Source organism: Bacillus sp. FSL R5-0560 (genome assembly GCF_037966305.1).
In the GTDB taxonomy this organism is placed as follows: Bacteria; Bacillota; Bacilli; order Bacillales; family Bacillaceae; genus Bacillus; species Bacillus mojavensis.
On the sequence record NZ_CP150195.1, the window covers coordinates 4,018,856 to 4,041,108 of the forward strand.

15 protein-coding genes and 2 pseudogenes are annotated in these 22,253 nt (G+C 43.7%); 6 read left to right on the plus strand and 11 right to left on the minus strand.

From position 1 onward, the window contains the following. Position 1: 1 nt before the first annotated feature. Together NST56_RS21000 and NST56_RS21005 are read right to left on the minus strand one after the other, a co-directional pair. Positions 2-7,006 (minus strand): DNRLRE domain-containing protein, encoded by a 7,005-nt coding sequence (locus tag NST56_RS21000; protein WP_339178959.1) that lies wholly within the window; start codon positions 7,004-7,006, stop codon positions 2-4. Positions 7,007-7,176: 170 nt separating this feature from the next. Further along, positions 7,177-8,115: a DMT family transporter gene (locus NST56_RS21005; RefSeq protein ID WP_339182337.1), complete on the minus strand. Its 939-nt coding sequence runs from the start codon at positions 8,113-8,115 to the stop codon at positions 7,177-7,179. 1,087 nt (positions 8,116-9,202) lie between these two features. Here NST56_RS21005 and NST56_RS21010 point away from each other — a divergent pair. Next, positions 9,203-9,967 (plus strand): TerC family protein, encoded by a 765-nt coding sequence (locus NST56_RS21010; RefSeq protein ID WP_326232277.1) that lies wholly within the window; start codon positions 9,203-9,205, stop codon positions 9,965-9,967. Between the two features lie 121 nt (positions 9,968-10,088). Here the strand turns inward: NST56_RS21010 and NST56_RS21015 are convergent. The 9 genes and pseudogenes from NST56_RS21015 to NST56_RS21055 all read right to left on the minus strand — a co-directional run. Beyond that, positions 10,089-10,288 (minus strand): annotated as a pseudogene (locus NST56_RS21015) (universal stress protein); the annotation flags it as partial. Positions 10,289-10,307: 19 nt separating this feature from the next. Beyond that, a complete protein-coding gene (locus NST56_RS21020; protein WP_339178964.1) occupies positions 10,308-10,625 on the minus strand; it encodes a contact-dependent growth inhibition system immunity protein in 318 nt (105 codons plus the stop codon). An 81-nt stretch (positions 10,626-10,706) separates the two neighbouring features. Next, positions 10,707-10,929, minus strand: a pseudogene (locus tag NST56_RS21025) (hypothetical protein); the annotation flags it as partial. Positions 10,930-10,953: 24 nt separating this feature from the next. Beyond that, on the minus strand, positions 10,954-11,340 hold the full coding sequence (locus tag NST56_RS21030; RefSeq protein ID WP_268444863.1) for a hypothetical protein: 387 nt from the start codon (positions 11,338-11,340) through the stop codon (positions 10,954-10,956). Between the two features lie 19 nt (positions 11,341-11,359). Beyond that, positions 11,360-13,072: a T7SS effector LXG polymorphic toxin gene (locus NST56_RS21035; protein ID WP_268444867.1), complete on the minus strand. Its 1,713-nt coding sequence runs from the start codon at positions 13,070-13,072 to the stop codon at positions 11,360-11,362. Between the two features lie 19 nt (positions 13,073-13,091). Continuing rightward, entirely contained in the window at positions 13,092-13,361 is a 270-nt protein-coding gene (locus NST56_RS21040) for a YwqI/YxiC family protein (RefSeq protein ID WP_010332483.1), read from the minus strand. 11 nt (positions 13,362-13,372) lie between these two features. Further along, positions 13,373-13,738: a DUF5082 family protein gene (locus NST56_RS21045; RefSeq protein WP_024123405.1), complete on the minus strand. Its 366-nt coding sequence runs from the start codon at positions 13,736-13,738 to the stop codon at positions 13,373-13,375. 347 nt (positions 13,739-14,085) lie between these two features. Then, the gene (locus NST56_RS21050) at positions 14,086-15,504 is read right to left on the minus strand and encodes a glycoside hydrolase family 43 protein (protein WP_268444870.1); all 1,419 of its coding nucleotides are present in this window, start codon (positions 15,502-15,504) and stop codon (positions 14,086-14,088) included. Positions 15,505-15,576: 72 nt separating this feature from the next. Next, positions 15,577-16,059, minus strand: a complete 483-nt coding sequence (locus NST56_RS21055; RefSeq protein ID WP_339178971.1) for a hypothetical protein — start codon at positions 16,057-16,059, stop codon at positions 15,577-15,579. Between the two features lie 162 nt (positions 16,060-16,221). Here NST56_RS21055 and hutP point away from each other — a divergent pair, with 162 nt between their 5' ends. The 5 genes from hutP (at position 16,222) to hutG (ending at position 22,186) form a co-directional block, all read left to right on the plus strand. Further along, entirely contained in the window at positions 16,222-16,668 is a 447-nt protein-coding gene (gene hutP, locus NST56_RS21060) for a hut operon transcriptional regulator HutP (protein ID WP_069838380.1), read from the plus strand. 112 nt (positions 16,669-16,780) lie between these two features. Continuing rightward, entirely contained in the window at positions 16,781-18,307 is a 1,527-nt protein-coding gene (hutH, locus tag NST56_RS21065; RefSeq protein WP_268471884.1) for a histidine ammonia-lyase, read from the plus strand. After that, complete coding sequence (hutU, locus tag NST56_RS21070) at positions 18,304-19,962, plus strand: urocanate hydratase (protein WP_326331398.1); 1,659 nt, start codon at positions 18,304-18,306, stop codon at positions 19,960-19,962. The genes hutH and hutU overlap by 4 nt, the downstream gene beginning before the upstream one ends. Before the next feature lie 12 nt (positions 19,963-19,974). After that, positions 19,975-21,240 (plus strand): imidazolonepropionase, encoded by a 1,266-nt coding sequence (gene hutI, locus NST56_RS21075; protein ID WP_339178976.1) that lies wholly within the window; start codon positions 19,975-19,977, stop codon positions 21,238-21,240. Continuing rightward, positions 21,233-22,186: a formimidoylglutamase gene (gene hutG / locus NST56_RS21080; RefSeq protein WP_339178978.1), complete on the plus strand. Its 954-nt coding sequence runs from the start codon at positions 21,233-21,235 to the stop codon at positions 22,184-22,186. Before hutI ends, hutG begins: the two co-directional genes overlap by 8 nt. Positions 22,187-22,253: the final 67 nt, after the last annotated feature.

The following is a 22,253-nucleotide window of genomic DNA, read 5'->3' on the forward strand; positions in this document are numbered from 1 at the left end:
ATTAACGCTTTTTCTTTTTCTTCCATTTATTATTCACAAATGTAACTACCTTTCCACTTCTTGTGTAATAACCAGTTCTTTTTCCATTCTTAATCCTGTAACCTTTTTTTCCAGTAGCTAGTATTACTTTTTCGCGTAAATGCTTATTAGATCTATAAAATGCTCTAGCAACTTTTGTATATCTCTTTTTACTGTAAGATTTACCATTTCTCACAATATGTTTATTATGATGATAGTCCAATGACTTTCTTTTAGTTTTAAATGTTCCTTTATACCAATGTCTTGAGGTGGCCCATTTTCCGATTTTTTTTGTTAATTTTAACTTTCCACCACCTACAAATCCTGATGCGGCTGCAACCGCTACGCCTTTCCAACCCTTGCCTGATTTATAAGCTTTGTATCCATCATATACCGCAAATCCTGCATTGACAACAAACCATACCCAATGGCCGTCTGGATCGACATTCATGACCGGGTTGTTGTTTCCATAGGTATATCCGTTTTGATCTAGTGAATCTCCATCGCTTCCTGGGTCTGGGTCGAGCGATAGGAACACGCCGTTTCTTGGCTCGTAGTAGCGGGCCATGAGATAGTACAGGCCGGTTTCTTCGTCGTATTGGTAGCCTGCGTAGCGGTAGCGGTTGTCTTTTACTTCATCGCTTGCTTCGGTTTTTGTTGGATTTCCCCATGCGTCGTATTGATACTTGGCAACGGTTTTTCCAGCGCTGTCTGAGATCGCTATGACGTCTCCGTGTGCATTGTAATGATAGAAATATTTCTTGCCATTTTCTGTGTAGGATAATAGCTGGCCGCTGTCACCGTATGTGTATGATTTTGTGACTTTGTTGTCCGCGTCCGTTTCATACAAGACGTTCAGGCTGTCTCCGTCGTAGAAGTAGTTCGTGACGTTTCCGTTGACGGTTTTTTGGATTCTGTTTCCTTTTTCATCATATTTGTATGTTGCGAACGGCTTGTCTTCGCCTTTTTTTGTAACGGCAGTCAGGTTATCCTCTGCATCCCACGTATATGTGAATTTGCCGTCGGATGTGCGGTTGCCGTTTTTATCGTAAGAGATGCTTTCATCATTGACTTTTGTCAGCTGGTTCATGATGTTGAAGGAAGCATTCACCGTTTTGCTTGAACCGTCTTTTACAGTTGTAACAGTTTTTCGGTTCCCGAATCCGTCATATGTGTATTCAATGACAGTACCGTCTTCGTGGGTTTCTTTGACAAGCTGATTCAGCTTTCCATACTCATATTTCACCTTGCCGCTTGCTGAGCTGTTTATCGTTGTGCGGTTGCCGTTGGCATCATATTCATAGCTTTCTGTCAGAATGCTTCCGCCATTTTTGTCGCCGATATGAAGCGAGCTTACAAGGTTTCTTTCGTCATATGAAAAACTTGTTCCGCCGCCGTTGCCCGTAATAAAGGTTTGGACGTTGCCATTTTCATCATAATCAAATGAATAGGAAGATGTACTATCTTTCATCTCAACCATTTGATCCAGTTTGTTATACGTAAATTGATTCGTTCCTTTTTGGTCCCCATGGCTCCATGAGAAGGTTTTCAGCTTATCGGAGTCACTAGGATATGTCCAAGTTTGGCTGCCGCCGCGGTCAGTCAATTCGGTTAAACGGTTTTTGTTGTCAAATGTCCGTTTCTTTGTGGTGTTCTGCTCTTTATTAACGACCGAAGTTTCATTTCCATTTTTGTCATATGTGAAATTGTATTTTTCTGTACCGTTATACGATTTTGATTTCACCCGGTCTGTTCCATCATAAGAAAGAGACACTTCGTTGCCATTCGGTGAAATGGTTTTGGTCAGGTTGCTGTTGGCATCATATTCACTTGCTAGCACATTGCCCAGAGGGTCAGTTGTTTTCACAAGCTTGCCCATGACATCATATTCGTATTGATAGGTTTGATCTGCTCCCGCCCGAATGGTTTTGCTTACCTCATTGCCTTCCTTATCATAGCTGTGAAGGATAGACGTGCCGTTGGAGAGCGTCATGTTTGTCAACTGGTCTGCCTGATCATACGTATAGGTTGTTTTTTCACCTTTTGCATCCGTTTCAGCCGTTTTCTTACCCGTTTCATCGTAATCAGTTGAAGTAGCGTAACCTAGTTCGTCTTCTTCCTTGGTCACATAGTTTCCATTGCTATCATACGTGCTTTTTGTTAAAAGGCTTCCTTCAATCAGACGGATATCATCAAACCACGCTGTTCCTGTCGCACTCTTTTGGAACAGTATGCTGATATCGACTTTATTAATCGGCTTTGTTTTTGGTATAACAACAGCTGCGCGGTTCCATTCCTGTGTTCCAGAAGGGAATTTCGCGTTGTATACGCCTGTGCTTCCGTCCGCGTAAGTGACATTCGCCTGCAGAGAATAGTCTTTTTCATCTGTGAACTTGACGCTGCTGGCTTTCGACATGCCTGTCAGCGTGAGATAAACCGGTTTGTCGTTTGCGCTTTGCCCTAAGACAACGGTTTGTTTTGTTACTGATTCGGCTTGGGACGCACTGGTCCGGGCAGCTTTTAATGATACATCATCATTAAAGCCTTCTTCAGAATCAACGGATGCCCCGCTTGCGCTCCAGTTTTCCGTTGCTGATGTGAAACTGCTGTTTTGAACTGGGTTATAGCTTGATGATACTTCGCCTTTTTCCAGCTGGACTTCATCAAACCATGCTTTTCCTTTGCCATCTTTATCTTTATGATCGACTTCCATATACACAACGGCTTTTCCTGCATTCGCAGGAGTCGTAAAAGTGATTTGCCGTTTTGTCCAGTCATTTTTTCCGGCTAATGCGCTGTATTCATTGTGAATCCATTGAATTCGTTTTTGATCTTTGTCTCGCAAATCAATGTTAAAGTAGGCTCTTGATTTCGCTAGATCTGTTTTGATTTTCCCGCTTAATGTATAGGTTGTATTCGGCTCCAGTTCAACTGTTTGAGTCGCTGACGAATACCCGTGATCTGTTCCGGCAGACGTTGATTGACTCAAGACTTCCAATGCCTTTGATCCAGAAAGAACTCCGCTTTTATCGGCGATCACTGAGATTTTGCCGCTGTCTTTAGATGCAGTCAAATTCCAGCCGGATTTTTGCGCTTCAAAGCTTCCATCTTTCAGAATATTGGTTGAGGCTGATAAATCTTTGCTGGATTGAATCTGATTTCCGTATTTATCATAAACAGCCGCTGAAGATGATTTTCCGCTCTGATCGGTTTCGGATACAGCATCTAGTCCGTCATAGGCAATATCCGTGACATTGCCCTCGGTATCCTTCATCTTTGTGACATCGTTGTTTTTGTTGTATTCGTATGTCTCAGTTCCATATGCGTCTTTAACAGACGTAACGTTGCCATCTTTGTCATATTGATAGCTTTCCGTTGCTTTTCCTGTTCCGACGTCGTTTGGATCTACATCTTCTACGACATTGTTGCCTTCATACTTTGTATTCGTTGTAATTTTTAACCCTTCCGCATCATCAATGACCTGAATCGGATTTCCCGCTTCATTATAGCCGTACTGTACTTTCCGGCCATTCGGCTGTGTCATGAGAAGCGTCTTTTTATCAGCATCATAGCTATAGACATATGTTTCTTTCTTAGCGTTAATCGCTTTATCGAGACGGTGCCCGCTATACTGATATTCGGTAAAGACAGGCTTTGCTTCGGTACTGTTGGCTGAATATTGTTTGATAAGGCGTCCTTCACCATCATATTCATAGCTTGTGACAGTCCCATCTGTATCCGTGACTTTCTTCAGCAAATCATTTTCATATGAGTAGGTGACTTTCTTATTCTTAGGCCCGATGATGGAAGTCACATGGCCATTTTCATCATATGTGAGTGTGAGCTTGCGGCCTGATGCATCTGTAATGGCTGTCAGTTGATTCTTGTCATTATAAGTGTAGACGGTTGCATTGTTGTGGCCATCCACTATCTTTTGAAGCTTGCCGCCTTTTTTATTGAAATAGGCGTTTGTTTGATCCTTTGTTTTTAATATGAACTGGTCAGTTGTTTCTGTTAATTCAAGATAGACACCGGTCGGCGGCTGATACGTGCCATCGGCTTTTTTAGTAAAGCGATGAGTAGTAGCGTCTTCATCAATATACATTGCCCCGCCGTCCGTCGAGATGACAGATGTTTCTGCATCAGCATACCAGCCTTGTCCAAATAAGTGATCGGAGCTGTCAAGACTGTTGTAGGTTCTCGATAAGCCCAGTCCCGGTCCGCGCCCGTCAATTGACAGATCTTCTTCATTCACAATGACATTTCCTGTCGCACCGTTTAACTGGCCGCTTGGGATATCAATGATAGACCAGTATTCTTCTGTTCCAAGGAATTCTGCGCCTTCATGGAACGTTGGGTTAAAGGGTGCTGTCGGGATCGTTTCACCATTCGCATCATAGGCGGAAAGAGTGAAGGAATAATTCTTCTTCCCTTTATAATTTCCATTTGCATTGTTATAGACAGGTGACGGGTCAAGTGCCAATTCACGGCCTTTTCCATCTGTATGCAGCTTGTAGCTTCCGGCTTTTATTTCCTCAGAAGTCGGCCAAATGTTTTTATTTTGGGTTGTCCAATGATCCACGTCCCCAACATCATAGGACTGATATTCTTTTCCGTTATAGATATTAATTTTATAGCCTTTCGCATTTTGAACCTTTTCCCATATCAAATTCACATAACCGGTTTGGCTTGATTTTGTGTTTGTATACACATAACCGGATAAGTTCTTTGGTTTAGCGATATCAGGAAGTGTCGGGTTGGCAGCCGGTGATGCAATGGCTTCGCCATCTTTGTTATAGGCGATTATTTTAAATGAGTAATTTTTTTTGGCTGCATCCCCACCGGCGTTTTTATAGGTTGGTCCGGGATTGATCGGCAGCTCTGCTCCGTTTCCATCCTTTAGGTGTAGAGCATATTTTCCCGCTTTCATTTCTGCACTTGTCGGCCAGATCTTTTTCCCCTTGGTAGTCCAAGACGTCTGATTTCCGAGATCAAGTGTCTCAAAGCCTTTCCCATTGAACACTTGGACTTTATAGCCTGTTGCACCGGATACAGCTTTCCAAGAAAGATCGAAGTATCCTGTGGCATTCCCATTATTAAAGCCCTTTGTTGACGGTGCTTGTGCTTTTCCTACATTAGGGATAACAGGCTTTGCCGGTGCGGACATCGCTCCTTCTCCCTGATCAAAGATTGCACTGACGCCAATCCAATAGTTTTTGCTTGTGGCATAGCTTCCGCCGGAGTTTTTATACACTGGAGATGGATCTAGCGCTAATTCAGTACCGCCTTTGCCATCAAGGTGAAGCTTGTACTTACCGGATGAAATTTCTGCACTTGTCGGCCAAATGTTTTTCCCTTTTGTGCTCCAGGATGTCGTGTTGCCGACTGAGATCGCTTGATATTCTTTCCCATTATAAATCCATACCTTATAGCCTTTTGCACCCTCGGCCTTTTTCCAGCTGATATTGAAAAAACCAGTGCCGTTCCCGTTATTGTATGCTTTAACAGCAGGTGTGCTCGCCTTCGGGATGGTGTATGTCACTTCAATATAAGGCTTATTGTTTGAGTTCGCTGAGGAAATTAGTTTTTTCCAGTATTCCTTACCGTTTCCGTTTGCATGAAGCTTGAATCCATAGTTGGCCCCGCCGGAGTTCCATGCCTTTACAGCGGCGGTCACATCGTAACTCGCCCACTGTCCTTTATGGACGTCGGCTTTTCCGATATTTTTAGATGCCGGTTTGGTGTTCCATGTTACTTTTGCATGATCATAATTGCTGTTGACTGTATCCAGCCAAAGACCAGTTGCCTTTGTTCCGTAATAGGAATGGGCGACGTATGTTTTTAATGTAGCTTTGCTGACAGTCATATTTTGAATCGGTTTTAGGTTGTTAAATTTCATGAACGCATAGTTTGTGCCTGTTGTTTTGTCGTAATAACCCGTTTTCAGTACATAGGCCTTCAGGTTAGCATCCCATTTCTGTGAAGATGCCGAATAGTTGGTCGTTGGGTAGGCACTCATGACAAACGTATCTGATGAAACAGATAAAGACGTTGACGGGTCGATAGACACTGGATACACGCGTTCAGGGTCTTTCAGCCAGTTCTCGTCTGCCGTGAGATGAAGCAAATACCCTTCATCATTCTTTTCCAGCTTATAGCTGACTTTTTCTGATCGTCCCACCTCACCGGAAAGCTCATCCAGTTTTGAATCAGTCATAAAAGGTTTAGGCACAGAAAAAACAACTTTTCCTTTTTCATCAGAAAAATCTATTGATCCGTCCTCTTGTTCTTTTGCCTGCAAATCGGTTTTGACCTGAAATGAAAATGTGTTGTATCCATCATACTGATGAAGGACTAAATCTTCTTTTATGTTTTCGTTGAATGTGAAAGTCTGAAGATCAATGTTCGGAAAAACATCCGGATAAACAATCTCATTACCATCAGTCTTATAATCTGCTGGAGTATCTTTCGGAGTAAGTGAAGTTTTATTTGGACCTTTTGCTTCTACAAGTGAATATGTAAGCTTGTGATCATTGTGCTCAAAAGTCGCATAAAGTCCGTTCTTCATTTGCTTTTGAAAATCTGAATTCAAAACAGCATTTTCAGTTTCGACTTGTTTGCTTGTCGTTTCTTTTAATTCAGGAGAAATCTCCTCCCAGTCTGCATTCGATGTTTCCTTTGTATGAATAGGATCAAGGTATACTTCCTGTTTATAAACACCGTCCCCTTCATAATAAAGCTTTGTGTTTTCCGTTCTTTCTGAGGTGATTTCTCCCTCTTTGTTTATATCCTTCTCATTAAATGGTACAGCTTTCTCTGTTTGATCATTCTGAAGGGTTTCTTCCGGATCAGCAGTTGCGACACGATTTCCGGACTCTTCTTCTGAAGTTTTTGCAAGTACATCTACTGGCAATAATGAAATCATTAGCGCCAACACTAAACATACGGCAATGAATCTCTTAACGTTCCGCCTCTTTCTTTTTTTCATTTTCTCTCTCCTTTTGTAATAAAAGTAATATTTACTCAACAATGTTAACGTCACTGAAATATTATTACAATATTTTTCTAGAAAATTTATCTTATTTTAAGATTTAAACAGAGCAAAAAGACCCAAAAAACCAAAAAAAGGCCCATTTAAGGCCTTTACACTTTTTTCTATCATGATTGAAATTGTTCTAAATCCTTTTCTTCAGCAGCTGCATCCGCCTTCCCCTGCCTCCTAACAAGCGTCAAAGCCATACCCGCAAAGATCATTGCAATGCCGAGTGTCTGAAAAAGATCCGGGCGGAATCCCGTAAACACGGTATCGAGCACGATCGCGACAGCGGGGTCGAGGAAGACAATGATCGAAATAAATTTCGTTGATAAAAATCGCAAGCTGTCAAAAAACAGCAAATACACAATACCTGTATGAATAATACCAGTGGAGACGACCATGATCCAGTTTCCCTGAGACAGGTCAGCAAAAGCGCCGAAATGAATAAACGGAAGGAGGATGATGACACCTAATCCGGTCTGCAAAAAGGTTGTCGTATAGGGGCTCAGATTGTGAATGCCCTTTCCTAATAACGTTGTGAATGCGTAAAACAGTGCGGCGAGAACTGCCCAAATGATCCCCGATCCCATCAGCTGGCTGAATGAAGTATTGCCGTTAATGCCGGAAATCAGCCCCGTTCCAAGAAAACAGATCATAATGGAACTGACGGAGATGACATTCAATTTTTCTCTATAGATGATGCTCCCCAGGAGAAGAACAAGCACCGGTGCAAGGTGATAAACGGAAATAGCGATCGTAATGGAGGTTTCTTCAAAAGACTTAAATAAGAAGACCCAATTGAATACCAGAAAGAAACCGCATGCTAATGTTTGCAGGACTTCCCGCTTGCTCCATTTTTCAGTTTTATGCTGACCGGACGCCAGCCAGCAAAAGCTTAAAAATAATGTCGCGCACAGACAGCGAACGAATACCAATTCAAACGACGGCAGATTGGTATGCTCAGAGAAAAAGCCGATGGAACCGAAAATCACCATAGAGATGAGCATTTTCAGCACGGCTGTTGATTTTTGTTTTGGTAATAATAAAAGATTTTGCTGCATCAAACGTATTCTACCTCCAGTTATGTATATGGAAATGTACCCTTTATTATAGTTTCTTGCCAGCCGTCCAGCCGTCTATGGCTAAGTTTGAGCTGTAACCGCATTAGAAGCATTAACGTCATAGAGAAACGATATTTTACTTGACTGCCCTCGCGTATGAGGGCATGATTATCTATAATAACTGAACCATTTCATCGTCCTTGAAACGATTCTTCCGTTAATTCTGTTTGGATCACACCCGTTGAAATGCTATTGCTGATACCCTTTGAACATAGCGAGCTACTTTGTCTTGGAAGACATATAGATAGCCCGCGCAGGCTCTGCCATCAAGTGGACACAGAGCGATGTTAATCATACACCTTGCTTTTCCCCCTCAGATCACAGCCTTGCTATCATGTATATGACTATTTGAATGATGCGGCTGATCATTCTAGAACAGGGGTGATTTCCTTTATTCCTGCTGCGTGGAATAAGATATCCGGATGTAATTGGCTTTTCTTCAAGCTTTGGCATCAAAGATCCCGCCTGCTGGACTTCAGACAAGTCTGATTCTTCCTGTTTACTATAAATTCTGACTTTTTATTTGTTTGAATATCTACTCCATCGACCCGAAAGCTGTCCGCTAAAGACTATGTGACCGCCGAAAAGCTGATTGCCGTTTCTCTATTTGCCCCAGTAATTAGTCATTCTTTTTTTGCCATTTTCTGTTTTTACTCATTTTGATAATTTTACATAAGCTTGCATATTATAGTTTGTAATATCATGTAGGATCGCCACCCATCCTCTATTTTCCATATGTTTATCATACAGACATTTACCAAAAAACTCACCTGTTTTTTAAGGAGAGAGATCATTATGGTTCAAGCTTCAGGTGCACGATGAAATGATCAAATGACCATTTTACATCTGTATCTGTTTCAAAAAAGCCCCGGACTCCTTTCTTGTTCCAGGTTATTTTTCCTAGTAAGAAAGAAAAATCCATTAAATACCGAACTACTCTTTAGAGTTAACTATAAATGAGAAGGGAAATACTGTTGATATTGAAACGTTTACGGCATACTTTACAATTTAGAAAGGAAAGATGTGGATGGAGTCTATCTGGCTTGAATATGTCTGGACATTGTTCATTTTAATCGGATTAGAAGGACTGCTATCGGCTGACAATGCTCTTGTACTGGCAGTTATCGCCAAGCATTTACCCAATGATCAGAAAAAGAAAGCGATAAATTATGGTATCATAATGGCATTTGCCTTCCGATTTGCGGCGCTTTTTGCCATTTCGTTTATCGCAAACGTCTGGCAGATTCAGGCGATAGGAGCAGCGTATCTTCTTTACCTGGGCTTAAAGCATGTGATTAAGGCCCGTTTCGGGAAAAAAAGTAAGAATATTCATGAGGAGGACAAAGAGGAGGCTGCCGGGAAAGGTTTCTGGCCCACAGTCGGAAAAATTGCTTTAGCGGACCTCGCTTTTGCCATTGATTCGATTCTGGCTGCGGTTGCTTTAGCTCTCGGGCTTCCTGATTCACCACTTGATGATTTCGGCGGCATGGATGGAGGACAATTTATTATTGTTGTCCTAGGTGGGATTGCAGGCCTTATCCTAATTAAGTTTGCAGCAACTTGGTTTGTAAAGCTTCTTAATCAACGCCCTGCACTGGAAACAACCGCATATGCCATTGTGGCCTGGGTCGGCGTCAAACTGGTGGTCATTACCCTTGCCCATGAAGACATTGGAATCCTAGATCATCACTTTCCACACAGCACCACCTGGACGCTAATCTTCTACGGCGTATTAGTAGCCATTGCTTTATTCGGCTGGTTTGCGCCGGCCAATAAATCAACAGAGAAATAAAGATATAAAAGTATATTGGTCATTTAAACATATGCGTATTAATATTTGAAGCCAAACAAGATAGAGGCGTCCCCTTACTGATGAAGGGAGCGCCTCTTTTGGGTAACATGTACATTTTTATCTATCGAACAATTAATACAGGACAAGGCGATAATTGAGACACTTTGTGGCTGATGCTACCAAACATCAGCTCTTCAGGCCGCTGATGCCCCGGCTGCCGACTACGATCAGGCTGACGCCTTTCTCTTTTGCGGTATTTAAAATTTCGTGTGCGGGCTCGCCCTGCGTGTAAATGATTTCGGCTTGAACGTCGTTCTTGGCTTAAACAAACTTGAAAAGCTTAAGAATCGTCATCGTTTAAATTAATTAAAGACTTCTTTATTTGTACTATTACATTTTTTAGCCATTCAATTGGATCTAAATTAAACGCAGGAAAATACACGCCATCTGCACAAGATTGAATGTAATCATTTTTCTCCTTATCTGAATGCTCACTTTCAATAAAATCCGTTAAAAAGACAATAGCATACTCCAAATATTCCTTACTTTCCTCTGTTAATAACTCTTGTAAAGCGTCATCAGGAGATTCAATATCCTGATGGAATGTTCCAGCCAAAAACTGAAAAACAGGTTCCTCTTGTTTACTGATCGATAACATGTCATCTCGCTCCTTTTAGGGAGAGATAATGGGATAACTATCCCATATTAGATATTTCATTTTAAAGCTATAATGTGTAAATCATTCATCATCTAATAAATCAAGATAATACTGATCGTTCTCTTCTATTTTTCTTAAAAATTCGGTAAGAGAAGTTGCAATTTGAATATCATAATAGTAAATTGGATTTTCATTGTTATCTTTTAAATCAATTGACATTAATGCCGATTCACTACCTTCAAAAAATATTAATTTATTCAGGATAAAATTCAAAATCATTTATTCTCAATCGAAAGTCTCTTACTATAACCTTTATATGTTTCATCTATTATTCTTCTGCAAATTCGATGTTAATCCTATCAACCTTAATTTGGATGTTTTTATTATCATATTGCCACAAGTCTTCGAGCATTTCATCTTCAAGGCTTAACTCAAATCCAGCGTTAATAGTCTTTTTTTCGCAATTTAAGATACCCTTGATCTTATAGGAATAACTTTCATCTATACGGTAGAACCCAAATTCAAAGTCCTTTACCTCTTGAATATCTAAATCGTCCAAAACAACTAAAGACATCGAGATTGGATACTGGATACCCCTTTTCGGTTCAAAATGAATACCAAATGGCATGAAACCTATTATTTCTACACCGTTTACTTCTAATATTACTTCTTCTTCTATATCTGAATTAAATCCCTTTACATATGCACTATACATAACAGTATCACCTCTTTAGTTAATGAATAGGATTAATCACCTTCATATGCTTGTCGCCATTCAACATCTTCCAAAAGTCCTTGTCACTCTCAACATGATAAGTGGTGATATACCCTTGATTATTTGTACCTACAAATTCGAATTTAGCTGCGCCTTTCCTTGTAGTTCCCATAAATTTAACATAACCTGTTCGGATTTCAATCGTGCCGTCTTTTAGTTTATATCGATACTGAACTTTTGTACCGTTATTAACTATATATTGTGCACCTTTCAGGTATTGTTCAGCATTTTTATAAATACCTTTAAACTCATTACCATGTTTTTTGAAATGTCCTTCTAATTTATTTCGATTTGCAAATTTATAAGGAATATTAATTTTGCCTATTTCTTTTTCTACACTCGGAACTCTCTTTAGTGCTTTCTCTCCCTTGCTCCACACAAAAACATACTTTCCAATCTTAGCAATAGGAATAATAAAAAGAGTACTCAATATTCGTTCATCAACCGACACTTTTTTATTAGTTTTAGGATCCTCGCCAGTTGTTGCCCGAATTCCATCATTAACAACAAAAAATTCACCTATTGTATCCGTTATTTTCCCTAAACCAGGTACTTCTTCATCAATATTTTTAACTCCACCAACACTTCTGCCTTCTGGAATCTTTTCAACAATTTCTATACTAGGTTTACCATTTTTAAGATATCGCCGAACGATTTGTCCATTTTCGTAGATACTGTATACTCCGCCGATATAGTTAATATCTGCTTGATCCCTCACAGTTTCATCAGCAACATCTACTCTTTGGACCACTTTCCAGCCCTTAACGTTATAAAGTTTACCATTTATCACTCGAATATCTCCAGCTACTTTTAGAGATATCTTAGCTGCTTCTTTCTGCAGTACCGTCAAGTTACTGTCATCACCATAAATCTCGCGCCCGATCTTCTGTTGTTCGTCATTCATCATCACAGAATCAACGTTTGATTGCTTATGTTTCTCCAGTTTCTTCAGCATCATCTCCATCGGTGAATCATCCGGCTGTTTCATTTGCGGATTGATGGCGCCGAAGGTTTGGTTGATGTTTTCTTCTTCCTGTGATTTTAAGATGGAGCCGCTTTTGTAGCCCGTAATTTCAATTCTTGGCCCGGTGTACATCGTTTCGAGCTGATCTATGTATTTTTTCATCGTTTGAAAATCAGATTTTGCCGTTTCTAATGCGTTGGTTTGCTGGCCGTCAAATTGAAAGAGCTTATTCAGGGTGTCCGAAATCAGTCGCTCAGCCTCCTCTGTTTCCATCCGAAAAAAGGAATCTTTGACTGTCGGCAGGTTGACGATGTGATCAATGGCCGACGTCTGACGATTGACTGCGTCTGTGAGCTGCTCTGTCACTTCTCGTGCATGCTTGATCCCATGTCTGGCATCGTGTGAGAGAAAAGCCTCCGCAATCATGCCGTGGGAGTCAGATTCTACAGAGGAAATCGCATGCTGTGTTTGCTTCAGCACTTTTTTGTATTCGTCGATAAACATGCCAAAGAAAAGGAGAAAAGGTTTATGGCACTCTTCATAAAAAGTACGGATGGCATCTCCGCCTTTTCCTTTTAGCGCATCCTTCATGCCTGCCAGGTGCTCAACGCTTTTTTCCAGCTTCTCCAGCTGCTGTTTTTGCTTGTCCAGTTTCTCAATCGTATGCTGAATGCCCTCGTGAAGAGCGTGGACATCTAATGTTTTCAATCCCTTGTCCTCCCGCGCTTTATTTCATGGAAGATGATATGTTTTCGTCCGTTTCCTTCATGGCGTTTACCGCACTTTCCGTTTGTGCGATATGCTTGGCCAGAACGGACGCATATGCTTCAGTGAGCTCTTTGATGTCCTCATTTAATTGCTCGATGGACTTTACAACATTCAAATGGTTTCGTCCTGAGATATGGCCGGGCAAGGAGGACTTGAGTTCAGCTGAGTTCTTAAGCTGAGAAAGTCCCTGTTTGACGGTTCCATAGACCATTTTGATTTCCTGTGCCATTTGCGCTCACCTCACTTTTTATGTTTTTCCTTCTCTATTTCATGCTCTATTCTCGTGATTTGGCGTCTCATGGAATAGACGTCACCCTCTAGAGAATGAATTTTTTCATCTATACTTTCGATGATTCCGTTGACTTGTTCGCTTTTGATTTGACGATATGCTTTGTTCATTCCTTCACGAATATCTTCAAACCGCTCAGCATGTGTTCCTCTCCATGCATTCCCATTAAGATGAGGCCGATGAATGAGATGCTGGACCTCGGAAAATTCGTGTTTGATTTGCCTGATTTCGTGCAGCACTCGTTTTAACTGATGGATCTGTTCCTGTTTTTCATGTAAGTCGGCTTTGACCGAATGTAACAACATTTCACTATGCATGCCGCAACACCTCGTGTTTCTATCAAACTGTGTTAATCTTTGACAATACAGACTATTTTCATATTACATGATGGATCATATTGGATAAATAGGTAAAAAGGTTTGTGTTAAACAGAAATGTAGAGGGTCTAAATCGCTATAAACCTATTGATCCTCTATAATAAGTAGTGACATTCAACATAACAGGACTATAAGAATAGGTCTTATTCCCCCTAACCTTTTCTCTTTCGCTTTCTGTCCTTCCCCATTTCTTATCGTCAATATAGGTGATAAAACATTTATAATCTGGAAACGTCATCTTATGTAAAAGGAAAAAGCGCCTTTCCATAGAAGGCGCCGTCTCCATCTTATTTAGATCCCCATACAGCCTCACCGCTGCCATTCAATATACTAAACGTCATCACGTTCTTCTCTCTCACCGAATCCCACTGGCGTAAAAATACGCCATAATACGTCTTGCCTGCTAACGTAAGTTCAGCTGTATTCTTTCCGGTTTTCTTCCACGTTCCGGTCATTTCCCCGGAAATGGTGTGGTCTTTGTTGAGCTGAATGTTGATGGTTTTTTTGATGTCTGCTGAGATGTCTTTACCGTGCTGAATGAGCTTGTAGGTTCCTGTGATGTCTTTTTGTTTTGCTTTTTCCAGTATTTCTCCTGCGTAACGATATGGCGCCACTACCGGCCAGCCGTCTTTATTCATGAACATTTGATGGACTCTGACTTCATGTTCTTCACCCCTGCCCGGGAAGCGGGTGTGGAAGATTAAATAGGAGCGTCCGGTTTTTTCGTCATAGTATGCGGAGTTGTGGCCCGGTGAGACATAGCCGGTTCCTTTTTCATTTTCTGTTTCAAATGAATAGCTGCCCATGAGTTTGACGCCGTATGGTTCGATGGAGCGGTCGTCGAAGAATGTGCCTTCTTTGCCGCGGACGTCAATCATTGGGTTACCCTCTGCATCATAATACGGGCCGTCTGGTTTCTTGGAGCGGGCGACACGGATGTTATAACCGCCTGTTGCGTCAAGACCGCCATATGATAGGTATAAGTAGTAATACTTGGTGTCTGGATTGTAGAGCACATATGGGCCTTCGATTCTGCTGTGGTTGCCGCCGAGCAGTTTTTTGCCGTAGCCCTGTCCAGGAAGCGGGAAGCCCGTTTTCGGATTCATTTCCAGAATGAAAATGCCGCCTGAATATGAACCGTACACCATCCACAGCTTGCCGTTTTTATCAAAAAAGGTGTGCGGGTCTACGACATTTGGGTGTTTGGTTGCGTCATAAGGTGTTCCGTCACTGCTTGTGCCTTCCATGCCTGATTTCAAAAAGATGCCCTTGTTTTTGTACGGGCCTTCGATGTTATCAGCGACGGCCACTCCCATGGCAGATCTTGGAGAGTCACCGCGGCAGGCGTTGTAATACATATAGTATTTGCCGTCTGCTAGCTGTGCGACATCAGCCGCCCACAGGGTATTGGATTGCGCCCATTCGAAGGTATCTTTTAATTCCTCATAGACATTGGGAATAAGAGGGTTGTCGTTGCTAACGCTGGTGGTCAGCTGCTGCCATTGCATGAGGTCATTCGTTTTTGCTGAAGCGAGATGAGATCCAAAAACATAAAAGGTGCCGTTTGACTCAATGATGGAAGGATCATGGACACTGACTTCTTTAAAGACGGGTTTTTCTGCCTTTTGCGCATAGACAGAGTTTGGCACGGTGAAGGCCATGATAAGGGCTGCAAGAAAACATACACGGAGCAATCGGTTGAACATCTAAACAATTCGCCTCACTTTTTTATCAAATTTTTAAGCGCTTACATTTTTCTATGAAGAAACACTGGCCCGCTATGAAGGCCGGATGTTTTCATATTCAAATGGGTAGGTAATGCCCCACTGTCTCTTACATTGTCCATGATGCTCCTGACATTCCAGGGAGAGACTGATGGTCTGGCTGCCTGTTTGGTGCAGGACTGCTGCTTGCATATCCTCTACTTCATAGTTCAACCCTTTTGCGGTTTCTCCTTCTTCAATCATCTCTGTTTTTCCATTGGCGTATGTAATGACTGCTTTGTCCGGCCTTGTAAAGTTGTCGACTGTGATAAAGCCGTTTTCTTCAGTGACTACTCCCCTTTTTGGCATTTTTGCGCGCATGGTCAGCGATATGACAGCCATTTCGTTGTCAGTGTTTTTTAAGATGACGCCCGACTGCTCGTCTACAGTCGGCTTGGCCGTGCTGAGGATTTCATTTGACTGGCTCGTGAGAAAATACCTTGCGAACGAGAGCGGATAGGCGCATGTGTCTAAGAGAGTGCGCAGCCATCCACACACCTATCTGGCGTGATGTGCAATGTGAGATTTCTGCGTTACGATATTACAATACCAATCTAACTTGTTAAAGACTGTAAAAAACCTTTTGACTTCTATTGCTGAAACAATTAATATAATACTCAGTTAATAGTTATCAGAATTTTTAGGAATTGAGTGATTCATATGACACTGCATAAAGAGCGCCGGATCGGCCGGCTGTCTGTTCTTCTGCTGCTTAATGAAGCTGAAGAACGTACACAGGTCGAGGAGCTGGAGCGAGATGGATGGAAGGTCTGTCTTGGCAAGGTAGGATCAATGGACGCGCATAAAGTAGTAGCTGCAATTGAAACCGCTTCCAAAAAGAGCGGTGTCATTCAATCTGAGGGCTATCGCGAGTCACATGCGCTTTATCATGCGACGATGGAGGCTTTGCATGGCGTGACCAGAGGTGAAATGCTGCTTGGATCGCTGCTTCGGACGGTAGGCTTGAGGTTTGCCGTTTTGAGGGGAAATCCTTATGAAAGTGAAGCGGAAGGCGATTGGATCGCTGTCTCGCTTTACGGAACAATAGGAGCGCCGATTAAGGGACTTGAGCATGAAACATTCGGCGTTGGAATCAATCACATATGAAACAGCCCATAGATCTTAGACGATAGGGGGCTATGCGTGAAATCAAATTTTCACAGCATAGCCCCTTTTTGTATGGGTGCTTTACCAAAGTAAAGAAAAAGGAGTTGGGCTTATGGTGACTTTAGACGGTTCTTCATTGACAACAGTGGACGTTGCTCGTGTGCTGTTTGATTTTGAAGAGGCAGCGGCTTCCGAGGAAAGTATGGAACGCGTGAAGAAAAGCAGAGCGGCAGTGGAACGGATTGTACACGAGGAAAAGACAATTTACGGCATCACAACCGGATTTGGCAAATTCAGTGATGTCTTGATTCAAAAAGAAGACTCGGCGGCGCTGCAGCTGAATTTAATCCTTTCACATGCCTGCGGAGTCGGCGATCCTTTTCCTGAGTGTGTTTCCAGGGCAATGCTGCTTTTGCGCGCCAATGCGCTGTTAAAAGGCTTTTCCGGTGTACGCGCTGAGCTAATCGAACAATTGCTTGCCTTTTTAAATAAACGCGTCCATCCTGTCATCCCCCAGCAGGGATCACTTGGCGCAAGCGGGGATCTGGCGCCGCTCTCCCATCTGGCGCTTGCGCTGATCGGGCAAGGAGAAGTCTTTTTTGAGGGAGAAAGGATGCCGGCAATGAAAGGCTTGAAAAAAGCCGGCATTCAGCCGGTATCACTGACATCCAAGGAAGGGCTTGCCTTGATTAACGGGACTCAGGCCATGACTGCTATGGGTGTGGTCGCATACATTGAAGCGGAAAAACTAGCCTATCAAACAGAGCGCATTGCCAGCTTAACGATTGAAGGGCTCCGCGGAATTATCGATGCGTTTGACGAGGATATTCACTCCGCCCGCGGCTATCAGGAGCAGATCGATGTCGCAGAGCGAATCCGTTTTTATCTATCTGACAGCAGCTTGACGACCTCTCAGGGGGAACTGCGGGTTCAGGATGCGTATTCATTGCGCTGTATTCCGCAAGTGCACGGTGCGACCTGGCAGACGTTAGGCTATGTGAAAGAAAAATTAGAGATTGAGATGAATGCAGCTACGGACAATCCTCTTATTTTCAATGACGGGGACAAAGTCATTTCTGGCGGAAACTTTCACGGACAGCCGATCGCCTTTGCCATGGATTTTCTAAAAATCGCAGTATCAGAGCTTGCGAATATCGCAGAACGCAGGATAGAGCGCCTTGTAAACCCGCAGCTGAATGACCTGCCGCCATTCCTAAGCCCTCATCCCGGTCTGCAATCCGGTGCAATGATCATGCAGTATGCCGCGGCCTCACTTGTTTCTGAAAATAAAACACTGGCCCACCCTGCAAGTGTTGATTCTATTCCGTCATCCGCCAACCAAGAAGACCATGTCAGCATGGGAACCATCGCCGCACGGCATGCTTATCAGGTGATCGCGAATACAAGAAGAGTGATTGCGATTGAAGCAATTTGCGCATTGCAGGCTGTTGAATACAGAGGCATAGAACATGCAGCCTCCTACACCAAACAGCTTTTTCAAGAAATGAGAAAAGTCGTGCCGTCCATTCAGCAGGACCGTGTTTTTTCCTATGACATTGAACGCTTGACTGTCTGGCTGAAGAAGGAATCTTTATTACCTAATCATCAGAAAGAAGAACTAAGGGGGATGAACATATGACTGATGTAAAAAAATCAATCCGTGCCAATAGAGGAACAGAACTTGAATGCTTAGGGTGGGAGCAAGAGGCGGTGCTTCGGATGCTTCGAAACAACCTTGATCCGGAAGTCGCCGAGAAGCCGGAGGACCTGATTGTATATGGCGGGATTGGCAAAGCCGCACGGGATTGGGACGCTTTTCATGCCATTGAGCAATCCTTAAAAACACTAAAACATGATGAGACATTGCTCGTGCAATCCGGAAAGCCCGTTGGCATGTTCCGTACACACCCGCAGGCGCCGCGCGTGCTTTTAGCAAACTCTGTGCTTGTTCCGAAGTGGGCGAACTGGGAGCATTTCCACGAGCTTGAGAAAAAAGGGTTAATGATGTACGGGCAAATGACAGCAGGCAGCTGGATTTACATTGGCTCACAAGGCATTTTGCAAGGAACCTATGAAACCTTCGCTGAGCTCGCGAGACAGCATTTCGGAGGAAGCTTAAAAGGGACATTGACGCTGACAGCCGGGCTCGGCGGAATGGGAGGCGCCCAGCCGCTGTCTGTCACGATGAATGATGGAGTTGTGATTGCCGTCGAGGTTGATGAGAAACGTATCGATAAACGAATGGAAACAAAATACTGTGACCGGAAAACAGCGTCGATTGAGGAAGCCTTAGCGTGGGCTGAAGAAGCAAAGCTAGCAGGAAAACCTCTCTCCATCGCTCTCCTTGGAAATGCGGCAGAGGTTCACCATACTCTTCTGAACCGCGGCGTCACCATTGATATCGTCACCGATCAGACGTCTGCCCATGACCCATTAATCGGTTATGTTCCTGAGGGCTATTCACTTGATGAAGCTGATCGTTTGCGCCAAGACAATCCAGACCTTTACGTGCGCCTTGCGAAACAAAGCATGAAAAAACATGTGGAAGCCATGCTGGCCTTTCAACAAAAGGGCTCAGTTGTATTTGACTACGGCAACAATATTCGGCAAGTTGCAAAGGATGAAGGCCTGGAGAATGCCTTCGATTTTCCGGGGTTTGTCCCTGCTTACATCCGCCCCTTATTCTGTGAAGGAAAAGGGCCATTCCGCTGGGCGGCGCTTTCCGGTGATCCGGCAGATATTTACCGTACGGATGCGTTATTAAAAGAACTGTTCCCGGCAAATAAAGCCCTTCACCGCTGGATCGATATGGCTCAGGAAAAAGTCGCTTTCCAAGGCTTGCCGTCCCGTATTTGCTGGCTTGGATACGGAGAACGAAAAAAGATGGGGCTTGCCATTAACGAATTGGTTCGAAACGGGGAGCTAAAAGCACCAGTCGTCATTGGACGAGATCATTTGGACTGCGGGTCTGTCGCCTCACCAAACCGGGAGACAGAAGCGATGAAGGACGGAAGTGACGCTGTCGGCGATTGGGCTGTGCTAAATGCGCTTGTCAACACAGCGGCGGGTGCGAGCTGGGTTTCCTTCCACCATGGCGGCGGCGTTGGAATGGGCTATTCGCTGCATGCCGGTATGGTCGCAGTTGCCGATGGAAGCAAGCTGGCTGACGAACGGCTCGCCCGAGTCTTAACGAGCGATCCGGGAATGGGCATTATCCGTCATGCGGATGCGGGTTATGAACGTGCTGTTGAAGTAGCGAAAAAACAAGACATTATCGTGCCGATGCAAAAATAAAGGAGTGATGACATGCCGAAACAAATTGATACGATACTCATCAACATTGGTCAGCTTTTGACGATGGAAAGCAACGGCCCCCGTGCGGGCAAAAGCATGCAGGATCTTCATGTGATCGAAGACGCTGTTGTCGGCATCCATGAACAGAAGATTGTGTTCGCCGGAAAAAAAGGAGCTGAAGCCGATTACGAGGCAGACGAAATCATTGACTGTTCGGGACGGCTTGTAACGCCGGGCCTCGTCGATCCGCATACCCATCTTGTATTTGGCGGATCTCGGGAAAAGGAGATGAATCTAAAGCTTCAGGGCATTTCCTATTTAGAAATTCTGGCGCAGGGCGGCGGGATTTTGTCCACTGTCAAAGACACCCGGGCTGCCTCGGAGGAAGAGCTGCTGCAAAAAGGCCATTTACATCTGAAAAGAATGCTGTCATATGGCACGACCACGGCTGAAGTGAAGAGCGGCTACGGCTTAGATAAAGATACAGAGCTGAAACAATTGCGTGTCGCGAAACAACTGCATGAGAGCCAGCCCATTGACCTTGTCTCCACTTTCATGGGCGCTCATGCCATTCCTCCTGAAGATAAGGAGCGCCCCGATGAGTTTTTAGATCGCATGCTGGCCCTCTTGCCGGAAATAAAAGCGGAAGAGCTCGCAGCCTTTGCAGATATTTTTACAGAAACAGGCGTTTTTACAGTCAGCCAATCCCGACGTTACTTAAAAAAAGCGGCTGAGGCGGGATTTGGATTAAAAATCCATGCTGATGAAATTGATCCTCTTGGAGGAGCTGAATTAGCGGCTGAGCTAAGAGCTGTCTCAGCCGATCACTTGGTGGGCGCCTCAAATGAAGGCATACAGCAAATGGCTGAATCAGGAACCATTGCTGTCCTCTTGCCGGGCACGACGTTTTATCTTGGCAAACACACATATGCCAGAGCAAGAGACATGATTGATGCGGGGGTACGTGTCAGCTTGGCAACGGACTTTAATCCGGGCAGCTCCCCAACTGAAAATATTCAGCTGATCATGTCGATTGCCGCGCTTCACCTGAAAATGACCGCAGAAGAAATATGGCATGCCGTCACAGTCAATGCCGCATATGCCATAGGAAAAGGTGATGAAGCAGGGCAGCTCAAAGCTGGACGCTCTGCAGATCTTGTCATTTGGCAAGCCTCGAATTACATGTATATTCCGTATCACTACGGCGTCAATCATGTACACCAAGTCATGAAAAACGGAACAATTGTAGTCAACAGGGAGGGAGCCATTCTTGGATAAATACCCTTTTCTCAGAGAGGCAGGTTCTTCGTTTAAAGACCGGGATGTCACAAAAATGAGCGATCTGATAAAAAAATGGAACGGCCAAAGCATTAAGGGGCCGGGTCTGATAGGTGTCCCCCTATCAAAATCGTCCATCAGTCATTCCGGCGCTTCCTTTGCCCCCGGAACAATACGCCAGGCTCTAAAACATTCATCAGCCTATTCTGCTGAGCTTGGGGAACATGTCGTATCAGATTTTCTTTATGATCTGGGGGATGTCGATATTCATGTGACTGATATCGTGAAATCACATGATCAAATCTTCCAAACCATGCATGCTCTGCTTTCGGATTATCCAGATTGGGTGCCGCTCATACTCGGGGGAGATAACTCCATCAGCTACTCCACCATAAAAGCGATTGCGCAAACGAAAGGAACGACAGCCGTTATTCAATTTGATGCCCATCATGATGTGCGGAACACGGAGGACGGGGGGCCGACAAACGGCACCCCCTTCCGCCGCCTTTTGGATGAAGAGATCATAGAAGGTCAGCATTTGATTCAACTGGGTATCAGAGAATTCAGCAACAGCTTGGCTTATGAAACATACGCGAAAAATCATCACGTGGACATCCACACGATGGGAATGATTCGTGAGAAAGGCCTGATCCCGACTATTAAAGAAATCCTGCCTGCTGTTCAAACAGACTTTATTTTTATATCTGTTGATATGGATGTCTTAGACCAGTCTCACGCACCCGGCTGTCCAGCGATTGGGCCGGGCGGCCTCTATACAGACGAATTACTCGAAGCAATCAAGTACATCGCACAAGAGCCCAATGTCGCAGGGATCGAAATCGTTGAAGTTGATCCCACCCTCGATTTTCGGGATATGACAAGCAGAGCCGCAGCTCACGTTCTGTTACACGCATTAAAAGGGATAAAACGCTCCCGATTCAAGTGATCTTCCGGCAGGTTGTATGTTGGTAACAAGAAACTCATCTGCCTGATAAACGGCAGCTAAAAGGAGG